The sequence below is a fragment of the Pokkaliibacter sp. CJK22405 genome (assembly GCF_046614695.1).
Classification (GTDB): Bacteria; Pseudomonadota; Gammaproteobacteria; order Pseudomonadales; family Balneatricaceae; genus Pokkaliibacter.
In genome coordinates this window covers 91542-107521 of the sequence record NZ_JBKKHQ010000028.1, presented here as the reverse complement: position 1 = coordinate 107521, position 15980 = coordinate 91542, and the positions used below count along the sequence as shown (strand labels likewise).

7 protein-coding genes are annotated in these 15980 nt (G+C 51.6%); 1 reads left to right on the top strand and 6 read right to left on the bottom strand.

Annotation, left to right across the window (positions count from 1 at the left end; genetic code table 11):
* The first annotated feature begins 1225 nt into the window (after positions 1–1225).
* On the top strand, positions 1226–6073 hold the full coding sequence (locus ACKC9G_RS18070) for an AvrE-family type 3 secretion system effector (RefSeq protein ID WP_411408025.1): 4848 nt from the start codon (positions 1226–1228) through the stop codon (positions 6071–6073).
* A 42-nt stretch (positions 6074–6115) separates the two neighbouring features.
* Here the strand turns inward: ACKC9G_RS18070 and ACKC9G_RS18065 are convergent, their stop codons facing one another.
* From ACKC9G_RS18065 to ACKC9G_RS18040, 6 genes are read right to left on the bottom strand one after another with little or no spacing between them, the layout of a single operon-like run.
* Positions 6116–6529, bottom strand: a complete 414-nt coding sequence (locus tag ACKC9G_RS18065; protein WP_411408023.1) for a winged helix-turn-helix domain-containing protein — start codon at positions 6527–6529, stop codon at positions 6116–6118.
* On the bottom strand, positions 6526–7311 hold the full coding sequence (locus ACKC9G_RS18060) for an HNH endonuclease (protein WP_411408021.1): 786 nt from the start codon (positions 7309–7311) through the stop codon (positions 6526–6528). Before ACKC9G_RS18060 ends, ACKC9G_RS18065 begins: the two co-directional genes overlap by 4 nt.
* Before the next feature lie 9 nt (positions 7312–7320).
* Complete coding sequence (locus ACKC9G_RS18055; RefSeq protein ID WP_411408019.1) at positions 7321–7848, bottom strand: hypothetical protein; 528 nt, start codon at positions 7846–7848, stop codon at positions 7321–7323.
* Complete coding sequence (locus ACKC9G_RS18050; protein ID WP_411408017.1) at positions 7845–9209, bottom strand: AAA family ATPase; 1365 nt, start codon at positions 9207–9209, stop codon at positions 7845–7847. The genes ACKC9G_RS18055 and ACKC9G_RS18050 overlap by 4 nt, the downstream gene beginning before the upstream one ends.
* Complete coding sequence (locus tag ACKC9G_RS18045; RefSeq protein WP_411408015.1) at positions 9209–13177, bottom strand: Eco57I restriction-modification methylase domain-containing protein; 3969 nt, start codon at positions 13175–13177, stop codon at positions 9209–9211. Before ACKC9G_RS18045 ends, ACKC9G_RS18050 begins: the two co-directional genes overlap by 1 nt.
* 15 nt (positions 13178–13192) lie before the next feature.
* Positions 13193–15979: an SNF2-related protein gene (locus ACKC9G_RS18040; protein WP_411408013.1), complete on the bottom strand. Its 2787-nt coding sequence runs from the start codon at positions 15977–15979 to the stop codon at positions 13193–13195.
* Between the last annotated feature and the right edge of the window lies 1 nt (position 15980).

Here is a 15980-nt window from a genome sequence, read left to right as displayed (position 1 = left end):
GAGTAGGTCATTGCCAGGCATCCAACACCGACACCCTGATCAGAGATGGTCAGGGTGTTTTTTTATGCTTGGAAAAATATAACGCCCTCCTGAAAGCTCATTCTAAGAGCTTAAAAAATTCTGTAGTACCGAGTAACCGGTCTCTAATACACCTTCTTCCCTGAGCAGAAGTTCTTCTGACGACCAGTCAGCTAATGCCGTGGCATTTTTGCTCGAGATGAATTAGTGGTTTTCGTTCATTTATCTGTAGAAAGTTGCTCTTCGAAAATACTTTTTTGATCTACATGATTTTGAAATAAAAGCGACATTTTCCTCAGTTATCTTTGCGTGAGTAATCACCCTGTACCTCAAATAAAGCCATGGCATGGAGCTGTACGCTTTTTTGACTCGGTACTTGAACGGACTTAGTCGGTTGCTTAGCAAAGTTTTCAATCGTTCATCGCACGTTGCTGCGTTGGACTCCTCAAGAATGACATCTGGACTGCAGCGTGGACAGCTGCAGCAATCACCTGCGCCTGCCACTCGTGCAGATAAGGTTGATCGTCTTACTGCATCTGCACAGCCACCATCCTTAAAGCAGGCTGCAGAGACAGGTAAACATAAACATCGCTACCTTTCCTTTACTGCCCTCAAAGAGCGCTTTAAGGGGGAAAATAAAGCGGGAGCATCAAATATCTCTCCACGCCTGAGCCCTGCGTCTTCCGCGTCGTCATTGGCTCAATGTAATCCGCTTCGAGGCCCAGCTATCCGGTCAGCTCCTGCGCCGCTACAGCCGCGCGATGAGCGCGCGTTTGCCGCGACTCCAGCACAACAGCACTCGCCGCGTGCAGAACATCGCGTGTCGGTAGCATCCCCGGCTGTCACAAGAACCCCTTTTGATGATCATCCGGAGCTGTTTTATCGTGATCATTTAAAGCCGCAGCTCAGAGATTCGTTACTCGGTCATCTGCACAGCCCAAGCTCGTCATCTTCACAACATTTAAGAGGTAGCGAGCAAGGGCTTAATGCGGCAGAGTCCAGCAGGCGCTCTTCAGGACGTTCTGCACAGAACCCCTATGCGTGGGAGGATGAATTACTTAATAACTATCTTCCCTCGCAATACTCAAACCAAAACCCACCGCCACGGCCGCCCAAGGAACCGCTGGATCCGGTGAGTGCTAACCCGAGTACTGAGTTTAGACCGCCGCGCTCCATCGCACAGATTCGTCAGGGAGTTCGCTCTCAGATGCCTCAGCCTTTTTCGGGCCTGACCGAGCAGCGTGCGGCACTGCGTCAAGCAAGAAGCCAAGAGCCGGTTAACACCGCTGTTCCCAACGGTGCTCTCTCGAATAGCGAAGTAAAAAGGCCGAGTCGGAATCCGTTTAGCCGTCTCGATAATTGGGTCACTAAAGATCACACTAGCAGCACGCTCAAAAAGCGTCGTCCAGGTGTAGTCGCATCGCCAGAAGTGTTGTCCGGGCAGGGGACGCGTTTCAAGCTTAAGGTGGATAGTGAAGGGCGTCTGGCGTATGGGCCAGAGACTTCACCTGAAATGAAAACCTTGCTTGAGGAAACCGTTGCCGGAAATGATCGCCGATTCGAGCAGGTAAGTACGCTTGCCAATGGTGAAACCAACGGGCAGAGCCGCGCTTTATTAAAAGATCGGGAAGGTTTGGTGCATTATTTATCGAGCACGCCCGCCAGTATGACGGCAATGCATAGCTCTCTGCCCGCGGCCTCGGGTGAGCTGGATTTGCCGGGTTATGAGCATGAGGCTTTGATGAGCCGAGTGCACAAGGATGCTGCCGGCAATACCTTTCGCCTCCATGATCAGCAGCTCATGTCATTTGCTGCACAAGAGCAACAATGGAGCCGGGTTGATACCGGTGAGCAAAGCGACCGTTGGAAATCACTGCAAACCAGTGCCGGTCGAATTACTGCTCAGGTTGATGTGGGTCAGGAGCGTAGCATTGTCGATCTGACGGCTGATGGCAAAGTGTTGTTTCAGACCAAAGATGCGATTAGCGCCTATCATCAAAATGGTCAGCGCCAGCTCACAGTTGTGACCAAGAGCGAGTCAGGCCAGTCTCTCCGTATGCTAAACCCGCTTTCGGGAGAAGAGCAGCGTATTGCTTTCACGGTGAATGATTTTCGTGTCGATGAAGAGCATCCACCAGCAAAGGCCGGCTCAATCAAGCATGTGGCTGTTGACGATGATCACGTCTATCTGGCCGATGCGCATGGTGTTCTTTTTACCACCACCATGGCATCTATCGATGCTGCCAGACAGAGTGGCCAGCCTGTGGCATTCTCCCGTCAGGATGTAAATGTTCCGGGTCTTAGCAAAGATCAGAGTGTGACTGGCTTCTTTAACGATAGCCGCGGCCAGTTGAATACCGTTATTAAGGATGAAAAAGGACAGAGCCATACGTGTCCTGTTAAGAGCCCGGATGACGTTAAAGCCGGATGGAATATCGGTGACTCATTTGTCAGCCATCATACGCAGGGGCTGACTTCACGTGACGTTGCTGGCAGCTATGTTCATCAGGAGCGTTTCGGTTCTATGCGCCTTGGCGAAGAAGGCCGGGTGTCTTATAAGGATCCTCTCTCAGGCGACTGGCGCACCCTGGATAATGGCAAGAAGTTCAGTGCCATTACGCGAGGGCTGGATGGCAATAGCTATGCAGTCGTAGATGGACAGCTCCGCAGCTTCCAGGCGGCGGACGTAACCGACCGCTATGTGCTGGGAAGCAGCATCTACAGCATTCCTATGCAGCGTAATCAGCCGAAGCTCGGCCGTTCAGCCATGGGAGCTGAAGAGAGCGATCGTTTTATCTCAGCCGCAGTGATCGATAATCACCATTATGTGGGTCTGGACAGTGAAGGAAGCGCTCATGTGCGCATGAATTCTCAGGCGCATAACCGGGCGATGCGCCAAACGGTGAAGTTGCCGGCGCTGGGGATTCCAGCAGGCGAGAAGCTTGCCCAAATTCATATGGATCGTGATCAGAACCTGATTGGCGTGACTGCCAATGGTGCTGTTTATCAGATGCCAAAGGGCGAATGGAACCATCCGCTGGCAGGCCGCCGTGCGACGCGTTGGCAACCGATGTCATTACCCATGCTGCCGCTGATCAATACGCCAAAAATTACCAGCGCGCTCTCTTCCCGTCAGGAGCTTTCGCTGTCTCTGAATGGCGAAAGTTTTACGCTGAAGGATGGCCAGTGGCAGGCAGGCAGCTTGCCTGAATCCCGTACCTCAAATCTGAACTCTCGTTTTGACCAGGCGTTTACACGTCTGTCGCAGGCGGAGAAAAGCATGAAGGTGCGTGGCCGTGAAATGCGCTTCACCATGGGGTTGGCGGGCTTTAACAACGCAGAAAAGACAGCCTCGGTACAAAGTGGCTTCCGCGAGCGGTTACGTGCCCATTATGTCCGCATGGATATGAGCACCCCACGCCCCGTCAAAATCGCAGGGGATGCGATTCAGCATAGCTACCGTGGTCGTGAAGGCCTCTCTGGCGTATACGAAGAGGCCGCGCGCATCAACCACGAGATGGAAAGTCTGAGTGGTCAACAGGGGCGCCGGGCTGAGGATATTCATCAGCGTTTGAGTTCACTGGAAGTCAGTGGCAAGCGTGGGCAGCCTGGTTGCTCTCTGGGTGAAGAGGGCCAGCGCCTGCTGGATGAAATCCGTCTGTTCACCGATGAAGTGGACCGCTCGTCATTCCGACTTCTCTCGAACATCGCCAACCATGCAGGCCTCACTGACAAGCACGGCCAGCTAAAAGCAGAGGCTAAAGCCAAGCACCAGCACGGTATTCATAGTGCGAAGGGCCATAATCTGGCGCAAGAGCTGAAGACGCTGTGGGATCAGCAGGGGCTTTCGTCGACAACGACCGGCAAGATGCTTGAGCAGTTGCACGAGCGTGGTATTGACCTGAGCCACAGCAAAAGTGACATCGCGCTGGGTCGTCGTCGAGATACTCATGATGAGCATTCACTGGTGAAGTCTCGCCTGAGTTTTAACACGCTGACCCTCATGAAAATGCAGCCCATTCTGGCTAAGCTGGAAATGTATGCTGCTGGCAATGCTGCGCCTTCCGAAAGACAGATGAACCGCCTGTGGGAAGACTTGAGCGCACTGCGTGATGAACAATATCGGGACAATCCCGTCAAGGTTTATACCGATATGGGTCATGCCAGTTATGGTGATCTTGAAGCGAACTACGATGTCGTCAAAGGCTTTATGAAGGCGCTGCGTAAGGATGATCATGGCGTTACCATGACCAGCCGCTCTGCGCTGGATGCCAAAAATCGTGAGGAATTGCGCCAGACATTGAAAGAAGTACTGGGGCATCTGCGTGAAGGTGAAACGCTGTCACTGGGCCGTGCTTATGAGGCAGGTGTCAGCACCATGTACGTGCCCGGCAAGGAAGGTGTGGTATTCACTAATGCTGTTGCTGGCGCGAACTCCGGTGTTAACCGGGCCATGACCATTACTCGTGATGAAAACGAGATCTACATCTCCTTTGCTCGCAATAAAGCGCAGGGTATTACCGGTGGTGCTTACATCGGCAAAAATGTGATGCCGCTGATGGCCGGTCTGGACGTTAATGATCCTGACTTCTCCTCGAAGTTCAAAATGGATGTGGGTAATGACCGGGACGCCAGTCTTGATGTCCGTGCCGGTATCACCGTATCGAACACATTGACCCATGCCGCCCGTCATGGTCTTGAGTTTCGGATCAACGAGGCTGAGCTGGATAACTTCGTCGATCGTCTGATGGATTCCAACATTGAGCAGATCAGCCCAAAAGAGCTGCTTGAGCTGGGCTTTGATCACCGTAATCGTCATGGCCACACGGTGTCTTTCAGCGTTGATCTGGTGGGTAAGTTTGGTCTTCGCGCTGCTGTGGGTGGTACAGGCTCAGAAGCGAATCCCGGTTTCAAACTGCGGGGTGAAGCCGGTGTAGGTTTCGCTAACAATATGCTGAGCTTTACCCATACCCGCGATAAGGAAAACGGCGAGGCGATTCACCGCCAGACGGCCAATAATCGTGCTGAACTCTTTAACAAGACACAGATGAGCGCCGGGCTCACGGCACAGGGCGTGACTTCGCCGCGTGTTAACCGAAACGGTGACAGCCTTCAGCAATTCTCCAGCTTTACCGGTATCGAAGCCAAACTGAGCTTTGAGGATGCCTCCAGCCGACAGGTGGATGTGCAGATACAGGAACCTGGCGGTTTGCCTTTTGACTCGATCAAGACGGTGCTTTCCACGCTGAGTAGCGCCTTTACCGATGCGCCAACCCAGCGTCTGCTGAATGATGTGAAAAACGACAACTCACTGGATGGCACTTCGACACTGGCGCGCCATGAGCGGGATCTGAACAAGCTGCGTCGTCTGCATTCCTACTTCACCAATATGCCAACGGTGAATATGGCCCAGCGCAGTGCCGTCACCCAGATGGAAGACACCCTGACGGCAGGTCTGGCGCACAAGAACCACAGCATGGTGCTTGGCAAGGAAGTGAAGTACTCCACCCACTTCAGCAATCTGGCGCGACTCACCCAGGATAATATTGTCGAAGTACTGCTGTCGCATATCGATGATGAGCGAGCGATGAGTAATGCTGAACGTCTGAGAGTCTATGCTGAGCAGGACCCTAACTTTGCGGCATTGCTTAAGCACCTGCAGGACACCCCCCGCGCGCGCTGCAAGGTAACGATGGAGTTGCGGGCAGATATCAAACAGAAAGCGAGCCGCATGCTGGCGCAGAATAAAATCTCGGCGGCGGATATTGCCCTGCTGATGAAAGACCCAAAGAACCTGCGTATCAAGGACTTCAAGGTACTGGCGATGACAGGCCTGAATGAAACCTTCAATGCACCGGCTCTTTTTGTCGGTGGTAAAAGCTCATCCAATGTCGGGCTGGAGAAACTGATCGGTAAAGTGAAGTTTCACTACGGTGAGGAAGACACCGGCATGCCGCTGCAATTCAGCTTCCTGGGTGAAAGCGCTCACGGTAAAGAAACCCTGCGTGACGCCGCGCAGCGTCTGGCAACACAGGCGCACCAGCAGATTGCGTGATAGTGCGTTACGCTATCCCTGAAAAGCAAAAACCCCTTGGCGTTAACCAAGGGGTTTTTCTATGTTTGGTGGAGCTTTAGGACGCGGGTTTAACTCCCAAAACGGGAGCTGAGTTGGTTCATTTAGAGAAGCCTGTCTATTCAGTGACCGCACATAATTGACGATCTCGCAGCTATCAATTTCACGCGCTTGCCTCGCTTTATCCGTAATCGCCCATATACCGCGTGACGAATTCTTGAGAAACCCAGCCTTCTTCAGATGGTTGCGAGCCCAGGACAAGCGATAACCGATTTCTCTTTGGCTGTTTTTGTCCGGGTTGTGCAAAATGGCCAGCGTATCTTCATCGAACTTCTCAAGCTCGACCACGTCCTCATAGATCTCATCGATGCTGCCTGATCCACCAAGGTTAACAAGCGCTTTCATTAATGGAAGCATCAGTTGGTCAAAGGTGATCACTCCGAGCCCCCTTGGCTGTTTTTGGTTTGCCGCGCTTTAAGTCGAAGGCGATGCTGGGCCAGATAAGGCTCGTGTTGGTTTGCGACCCACCGAAGTGACAAATTTGAATGGAGTCCTAAAAATTCACGATCATTTTCTGAAATATCCTCTGCTATAAGGACAATCCCATTGCTATCAAAGGAGATGAGGAACCGGTCAAAAAGTGCGTCCAAATTCGCGGTCAGCAAAAAGCCATTGAAAACGTCCAAACGCTGGGCATCACTTTCACATTCTGCCCAGGGCAGGGCATGACTTGCGCGCAATACTTCAGGCATGGCGACTCCGGTGACAGCACAGGCACCACCCCAGTATTCCAACATAGCTTTTCTGTAAGTGTCTTGCCCAACTCGCTGCCGTACGATGCGCTCCACTTCCGTGTTTTTAACACCTTCGGGTAGTTTGTTGAGTTCGGCTGTTAGCGCGGATCCAAAATCATTTTCTGCTTGGTTAGGCAGGGCGTGCGCTAGCGCGGCTGCACGCTTAAACACAACCGCCATACTGTTGACTGAATCACTCAGAATTTCACGATCATGTAATGGGAAATCGCGTTTCAATTCATTCAACAACTGATGTTTGGCGTTGCCAAAGTGCAAACGGAAGTTGCTTGCTGCTAGTGCAATTTCCACGTGCAGTGGGTGGCGTGCTGAGCCGAGGGTTATGGACTCCGGGGTTTCACTTACGGTGTATTCAAAGCCAAAATCATGGCCGGCTTTTTCAATTAACGAACGTTTTAGGGCATCCATCACATCACCTTACGGCAAAGCCGGAACAGGCTGGCCGGGGAACTTGTTACCATAAAAACCGCAGATATCATCCGGGCAAACAAAGTCCACCAGGATGCCGGCTGCTTGCAGAGCTGGCCACCAATTCAGCCATTTGCAATCGGCGGCTTGCAACACGGGTGGTTTATCAGCATGTGCGTTGGCTACGGCCGGGAATTTGCGGTCAGGTGCGTCGAAGCTGGGCTGTAAGGCTTGGTCAGGGAATTCTGCGAAGTTGTCTTTGGCGGTTTCTGTAATGGTGACTTGATGTACTCGATCCGTATTGGCTTTGTTTTGCAGCAACCACTTTAAAAATACATCGCCCATACGGGTGTTTTGTTGTGCCGATGTTTTATTTTGGTATTCGTTGAGAATGCGAAAACCGTCATCGATCACTACCACTTTTGTTTTTGCATCCAGTAGCTTTACAGTACAGGCTAAAACACACTCTTCAGAAATATCAGCATGTTGCTGATTGGCCACGAGTAGCACATTGGTATCAATCACTACGGCATTCATTCCTCACCTTCCTTGGTCGCTGATGCTTTCTTTTCGTCGATTTTGCGCTGCATGGCGGCCATGGTGCGTGCGGCGATGTCGCCCATCTCGTCGCCGAAGAAGTTTTCTGGCCAATTGCTGATTTCACCGTAGTCGTCGAGTTTGAGGGCATTGATTTTGGCTTTAGTGCCATCACGCTCTACGAAATACATGGCCAGTGTTTCCGGCTCGATTTTCTGCTCGGCCACGCGGCGTTGGAGGCGGGTGAGCAGATGTTCGGAATGGGTTTCGATAATGAACTGCACACCGCGTTCATGACTAACTTGGGCAAACAACTCTGCCAGCTGGCTTTGCGCCAAAGGGTGCAAATGGCTCTCAGGCTCTTCGATGATGACGATATGGTTAGGCGCGGCAAACAGAGCGGCGACAATCACCGGCAGTACCTGCGAAACCCCTACGCCCACATCTTTTAAATTGCTGGCTTCGTTATGGTTAATAATTTGCAGCTCGTAACGGGCAGAACGCCCTAGCTGTTTTACTGCCAAAGCATCGGCCAGGTTCATGGTTTTTAGCCAGTGCATTGCTTGCTCAAACAGTTGCGCATCCCCGCTAATGGGCGAACCGGCTTTCATTTGCTTTTGGTATTCCACGCCACTGGCAATCAAAACATCAATGGCCTTGGCGCCGTCATCACCAATGTGGGCGGGCATCCGGCCTGCCCAGACGTAGTCGCGTTGTGCTAAACGGCGCACTGGGCCTAAATAGATGATTCGGCTGAGTTCATCCAGCAGTTCCGGGCCGATGTCTTTAATCTGTTCTGCTTGTTCGACCAGCTTATTGAGGGTGGCGGCAGAAAAAGCGAAGGAGCGTTCGGGGCGAAAGTCGGCGCTTTGACCTAATGGGCGACGTTGGTTGGCGAGGCTCAGTTGGTAAATACCGGCTTTGCGGCGCTTTACGGTAAAGCCTTGGCCATCTTTGCCTAAACGCAGTATGTCCAACTCGGCGCTGTCACCTGCGCCTTTTCGGTAGCGTGCTGAAAACAGGGATGAATCTGTGTTATCGGTTTGCTCTGCCCAGCGAAATTCAATACCAAACTGATTGGCTGGAGTGCCTGGACTGGCACTGGCGCTACGGCAGAGCACATCCTGAAACTGACCAAGGGTAACGGAATCGGACTTGCTGCTGTCGTTGTCGGGATTACCCAAATTCAAATCTAAATTTGGGTCGTCACTTTTGACCGTTTGGCGAATCAGTAACAGGCTTTGAATCAAGCTGGATTTACCCGAGGAGTTGGTGCCCAGCAATAAGGTTAGCGGTGCCAAGCGCAGCGGGCCGGTACTGCGCCAGATTTTAAAATTATCAAGCTTTAAGTGGGTAAGCATCAGTGCAGCTCTCCCGCTTCGAGTTTATCCCAGGCTTCTAATACCAAACGTTGGGTTTGATATTGGCCATAGACTTTAACCTCATTATTCTTCAAAACTCGAAAGGTTTCACTTGGGTATTGAGCCCCTAGAATGTCTGCTGGGTCGAGAATGAAACGCAAATCGTCACGGGTGAGGCAATAGAGCTGGGCAAAATAGGCGTCTAGCTCAGCCCGCAGCTGAGCGCGGCGAACTGAATCAAAAGAATAAGGGCTACCCACAAATCCAAGATCTTGCGCCCAAGCTGACATCTCATCGCTCGTGTAAGTAAGCTCCAATACTCGGGAGACGATGAAATCTATATCAGCCGCCTGATAGCGCTCAGGTGGTATAACTGGCAGCTGCATAAGGTAGTTATATGTAAGGTGTGTCCCCCCAACTTTCAGACGAGCTACATAATCAAAAACTAGTGAACTAAAATTGGCTAACAAACAAGATAGCAGTGACGCACCATGATTTGAAAAGAGTAGTGGCATCGTGTTTCCTACTCCGCACTTCGGAATAACAGACGCGATTACAGTTCTCTCGACTGAACGTAGAGCAATATCCCGCCACCCTATCAGCCAATCACTTTTCCATTGCCAAGTTACTTTACCAGCTTTATCCCTCTTCGTAAGGCGCTCAATTACGTCTGCATTTTTAACCCAGTAACGAGGAGTTGAATTGAATCCCGGGTTATCTTTTTCATGAAGCTCACAATCTCTAGCTTTATCGCCAACAAAAGTCGCCCATCTGTGATCATATTGATGAACCATTTTTGCTTCGTATAAGGCAACTAAATCTGAGCCTGACTCATCTTTAAATAGATAACTATCGTTAGCCATGTGAAACATGGTCATGAAATGGACACCCCAAGGATTCCCTTCCGGTCGAGATGTATCGATTAACACGGGAGTATTTCGATAGATACTTTTTGTTATTTCTGCATCTCTTTTGCTTCGAAATACAGGGCAAGTCAATGTATTGGGATTTAGTAGCTTAAAATCCTCACTTGTTAACTCAAACCACTTTTCCGGCTCACTGAAGTCATTAATAGATTTAGCATCGAATAAAAATTCAGCTACTTCGGATTGTCCTAAGGTCAAAAGGCAAAATGATTTTCTATCATCAGTATCTTTGAACCAACCCCTTATTTCGTAAAGGCTAAGGAGCCTTGATAAACGTTTATCACGAATTAAATGAGAGAAGAAAGTTTTTGTACTATCGTCAGTAGCTATGCCTGTAGGTACAATGAAACCTGCACGACCATTGCTAGCAGTAATCTGTAAAATTGTTTCGCTAAATAGCGCATAAGTATTCACATCGCCCACACCCGTCAATGCATAACGCCCACCTTCATCGCCATTCACATGCATAAAGGCACTGGCTGCCTCTGCTGTGCGTTTCGCATTCACAAACTCGTTAAATAAACGCACCTCGGCCTTGCATTCGTGCTCGGGGTGGTGCAATTCCGGCAATAAATGTTTGGCCAACATGCCTTCGCTGAGCCATTGAATGCGTTGGGCACGTTCGGCTTTATTTTTGGCTTTAGCGACATCGGCATTACGGGTGGCAAAAAATTCTTCTTCTTGCAGCTTGATGCGCTCCCACGGCGGGTTACCCAATACGCAGTCAAAGCCGCCCTGGGCAAATACTTGCGGAAAGGCTAAGGGCCAATGGAATACACGGGCTTCTGCGCAAGATTGCATTGCCGCCTCTCGCTGGGCGATATGCTGAGCATTGTGGCTTTCACTGACCAGTTCTAAATAGACACTAGCAGTGGTGGGGATGGTACTTTCAGTGGCTTCGGTTTTCGGCAGTAAAAACGCACCCAATACCATATCGGCCGTATGGCGCAGGTGGCTGGTTTGCGCCTTATCTAAAAAGGCTTTGTACGCCGCTTCTTGTTTGGCCACCTGTTTGGTGCTGGTTTGCGGCATGGCCTCGATGGCTTGCAGCTCAGCCAGCTGGTTGGCCTGTTCCAGCGGTAGTTTGAACTGGGGGCTTTTACGGCCTTTTTCTAGCTGTTTTAAGGCTTTGGTGTTTTCTTTATTCAGCGCTGTACAGATAGGCTTTTCATCACCCGAAAGTGCTTTGAAGGCGGCTTTGGGAATGCCGTATTCGAGCGCATTTAGATCCGTTAACCCCAACAAGGCATCACCACATTGTAAGTGGTGATCGAGGAAGGAAAGCGGCTGGCCCTCTTCAAAGCCTTCCAACCATAACGCTGTGCGAGCAAGTTCAAGCGCCATGGGGTTACGGTCCACCCCAAAAATACAGTGGCTAACCACTTCACGTAGGGCATGGCGATAATCAGCAGGTTTTACGGCGCCGTCTTCGCTACGTAATAGAGCCAACTCTTGGGCTAATCGGCGCGCCGCCGCCAGTAAAAAGTGACCGCTACCACAGGCGGGGTCGATCACACGAATGCTGAGTAACGCTTCGGTGGGGTTGGCTTTGTTATCTGCCAAGCGCTGCGCAATGACGGGTTCGAGTGCAGATTTAATCAGTTCTTGCACCAAGGAATCGGGCGTGTAGTAACTGCCGCTGGTTTTACGGGCGTTGCCGGCGGTGGAGCCTTCGCTGGTGATGCCGATAAAGCCAAAGGTCTTTGCTGCAAGATCAATTTCTGGCACCAATTCCAGCAGGCTTTCATACACGCTACCGAGTTCTTCCGGCCCCATGTTGCGGTAATCCACCGGCGCTGGGGTACCGCCATGGTTGGCCCAGCGCAAATGACGCATGCCCAACAACAGGTGTTTGTTACTGAGGCTGGCGGCATCCAGGGTTTTGCATTGCGCAGGGTTAAACAAGCCCCCTAAGGCCGGTAATGCCAAACGGGGTTCACCTTCAGCTAAACCATTAAACACAATGCGCAGCGCTTGCCAGTGGTCGTCAAAGCGGTTGAGGTTGCGCCGCTTCAAACAGGCTTCCCGCAAACGACCTAAGGCATAACCCTGAGCGTAAGCGCGCCGGGCGTGCTGCGCGGTTTTGCTCTCGTCGGCTGGGTGTAATACACCGCGCTCTTCTACAGTGAGCATGAAAATCAGCCGGTAGATCAGGCGCAATAGCTGTTGGAAGTAAGCATCTTTACTGAGTTCGCCGTTATCCAGTTGCTGCCTTAATTGCTGGTTGGCGGGGTGTTGAATAAAGCCTTCCCCTAACACCAGGAGCGCTTGCTCTACGCCATTGCGCAGCCCTTCGCGTACACGGGTGCCTTCAGCTTTGCCTGTTTCGCGCCAGGCTTCCCAAATACAGTGTTCGGGCTTGTCATTCGTTGCTGCGCGGCTGGCATGCAACACGCGCCAGATATTGGCAAATTCACTAAAGCGTTGGCCTTGCAGTACATCCTGAAAATCCACTTCCAAAAAGCTCGGGCGGGTCAGGCTGGCGGCATCGCGCAATAAACGCAGCTGTTTGCCATTAGTGACCATGGCCCACAGGTGGGCATCGCTGGCGTTTAACAGTTCTTGGGCTAACTGAAACGCCGACTTTTTGCGGCTGCCGCTACCTTCAATGGCGAAGTTGGGCAGGCTGTCGTCCAGCTTGGCGTTAAAGGGCGCGACCACCACCGGCACGTGACCAGCTATAAAGGTAATTGGGTAGGCCCGCTCATTTACCAGAACAGCTGCCGTGGCTTGTAAACTGCTGTAGCCGAAGGCATCGCGCAGGAGCTCTTCAATAAAGGTCTGGGTGACGGTAAGTGCATCGACATCTTCCCGCTCTAATGCTGGCGCAAAGTGCTTCCACTGGGCACAGGCAATTTGAAAAGCGCGACTGTAATCGTCTTTTAAGCGCAGGCCTTTGGGCGTGTGGTAGTCGGCCTCGCTTTGGTGCTTGGCTTGGCCCAGGGCGGCTTTTTCTAACTGGTCTGGCAGAAACAGCGTGCCTTCGAGGGTGATGCTGGGCAGATTCAGTGCGCTTTTAATTTGGCGTTTTGTTTTTTTCATTTTTCTCAAAGCTCCTTACAGCGCATCGGGCAGTAATACATACACACCGATCACATCTACCGGCAGACAGGCTTGTACACTGTATTGGCCCACATCGCGTGCCGCTTCGCGCACGCGCTTATGGTCGACCAGCAAGGTGTTAGCCCGCTCTTCGGCGAGCGCTTTGAGTTTTGCTTGGTTATCTTGCATAAAGGTCAGCGCGTGCTGGATCTCGCGGGTCATGGCCTCCTTGGGCAAGTTGCCGCTGGGCACGCATTCCAAGAGTTTGTTTACCTCAATACCAGTAATCCATTCTGGGGAGGTGCGGCCTTTGACCGCCAGGGCGACGGTTTCCTCAGCCATCAGTTGAAAAGGTTCACGACGACGTACATATTCCAGTTGGTGACGCAAACGCAGTAAGTAGATGGTGGTCACGACATCGACGCTGTCGGTTTCTGCCGCTGCGCAACGAGCAGCCAAGTTGCTATCGCCTTGCAGGCTTTCTTCTATCAAGTGATCAGCCAATACACTGACTAACAGGTGGCTGCGGTGCAGCTCGTTAAAGTCGATCGTTACTGGCTGCTCAATGCCTTCATCGGCTAAGCGTTGGCGCAAGTTCTCCGGTGTGTATTGCGGCAAAAAGCGATAGCGATTGCCACGGGTGGTCTCTAAAGGCGCATTTAAGCGTGCCGCTGCGGTTTTTATAAAGCGTTGAACATCTTCATGGGTGCCTAAGGATTCTTGTTGCTTTTGCCACTCAGGCAGTACTTCGTTCGGTTGGATACGGCGCTGGGCAAATACGGTGCGGTTCGCTTTGGCTTTGGTCAGTGCGTCTTGCCATTTTGTTTCGACCGGTGCGAGCAGCTCTTCGGCATCGGCGAACATATCTGGCGTGTAGGGTGAGTTACCTGCGGAGCGTTTCATCAAGGCGGCTTTTACCAGTGCTTGATTAATGCGGGTATCGTCTTCGGGCATGGGCACTAATACGCCCAGCTCTTTTTGAATCGCCTCGCCTTTGCGCAGAATAACGTTTAAAACGAATCCATCGACTGGGTTGTCTTGGCCGTAGAGCATGGTGCAACGCACCTCATTGGCTTGCTGGCCAAAGCGATCCACACGGCCTTCGCGTTGCTCATGGCGTGTTGGGTTCCAGGCTAGATCGTAGTGAACAACTGCGGTAAACAAATGCTGAAGGTTAATACCCTCTGACAAGCAGTCGGTGGCCACCAGAATGCGCCCTTCTTTTGTAGAATTGGCACCTTCTTCCATATCTTCCACTTTCAGGCGGCGTTCTTCAGGCGTTAGTTCACCCGTTACAGATTCGATGGTCGCTTTGGGAAATTGTTTGCGAAGGTGTTCAGCAACATAGTGGGCTGTAGCCACATAACGACAGAATACGACGGGATGAAAGCCTTCGTTCAGCAGTGATTCAATGTGCTGAATCAGGGCGGCAAGTTTAGGGTCGCCTTGTTTTCCGCTTAGGCGCTCTGCTTCATCGATTAAATGTTTAAGTGCATGGTTGTCTAATTGTGCGGGTGGTTCGATATCCGACGCCGAGAGATCATCGGCTTCACCATCGTGCAGGCGCTCATCGGTGAGCAGCTCATCGGGTGTTTGCAAGCCTTCTAATCGGTTGCTTAACGCTTTAACCGCAGCGGCAGGTGATGATGCCACACAGCGTAGCAAGGCAAGTGTGGCGTACCAGATTAAACGCGCATCATTTTCCCCTTGGCGCTCGACACTTTCGGCCAGCTCTACACAGTAGTTTTGCACGGCATCAAAAAAGCCACCCCAGTCACCAGTGAGTTTATAAGTCACTTCAGTCTTCATTCGACGAGGAAAACCAGTGCCATCGTTGGTTTCGGCTTGCCATTCGGTAATGTCTTTACGACGACGTTGCACAAAGTGACGTGCCAACTCTTGTCGAAGTGGGTCACTGGCAGCGGTTCGGTTTTGAAGTGCCAAGAATTTCGGGTTTAAAAGTGATATGAGATTGTAGAAGGCGGCTTCATCGCCGGAGTGAGGTGTGGCGGTCAGGAGAATAAGGTGGCGTTCTTCGTTTGCTGCAAGGCGCTGCAATAATTCAAAGCGCAGCTGTTTGCCCTGGCCAGAGGATGCACAGGTGTGTGCCTCATCGACAATGATGCATTCCGGGGCAATGGAGAGGAAATGCTCCCTGTGCCGCTCGCTTTTAATGTAATCAAGACTCACCACCACAATGGGGAAGTGATCCATCAAACTTGTGCCATGCGGTACTTGACGCTCAACGCGGCTGGCCGTTGCTGAAGTTAAGGCAACCGCATGCAAATTAAAGCGACTTTCCAATTCTGATTGCCATTGTTCAACTAGATGGGGCGGACACAAAACCGCTAGTTTGGAAATTTCACCACGGTCCATCAACTCTCGAACGATTAAACCTGCTTCAATGGTTTTACCGATACCTACGTCGTCCGCGACCAATAACCTAACTGTACTTAGGCGCAGCGCCATTAGCAGAGGAACTAGTTGATATGCGCGTGGCTCAACCGCGATATTGCCAAAGGAGCGAAACGGCCCGCCGCCGGTGCGCAACTTTAAGCGCAGGGCGTCGCGCAGCAGCAATCCACCCGAGTGGCTACCAGGTTTCTCAGCATCAGGCCAAGGGAAGGTGGCCGATTTAACAGGCTCGAGTTCTAAGTCTGGAATCAACGCGATAATGTCGTCATCGGTACCGCCCAGCGGTCGCAGGCGAAGCCAATCAGGATTCGACTCATTTTGCACGACCCATTCGCGGCCGCGTGCGTGTACTAAGTTACCCGGAAGGTAGTTGTATTCTTGTGTCATG

Excerpts from the sequence above, each read along its gene's own strand:
- ACKC9G_RS18070 (WP_411408025.1), top strand. The coding sequence starts at position 1,226 with ATGCCTCAGCCTTTTTCGGGCCTGACCGAGCAGCGTGCGGCACTGCGT.
- ACKC9G_RS18060 (WP_411408021.1), bottom strand. The coding sequence starts at position 7,311 with ATGGATGCCCTAAAACGTTCGTTAATTGAAAAAGCCGGCCATGATTTT.
- ACKC9G_RS18055 (WP_411408019.1), bottom strand. The coding sequence starts at position 7,848 with ATGAATGCCGTAGTGATTGATACCAATGTGCTACTCGTGGCCAATCAG.
- ACKC9G_RS18050 (WP_411408017.1), bottom strand. The coding sequence starts at position 9,209 with ATGCTTACCCACTTAAAGCTTGATAATTTTAAAATCTGGCGCAGTACC.
- ACKC9G_RS18045 (WP_411408015.1), bottom strand. The coding sequence starts at position 13,177 with ATGAAAAAAACAAAACGCCAAATTAAAAGCGCACTGAATCTGCCCAGC.
- ACKC9G_RS18040 (WP_411408013.1), bottom strand. The coding sequence starts at position 15,979 with ATGACACAAGAATACAACTACCTTCCGGGTAACTTAGTACACGCACGC.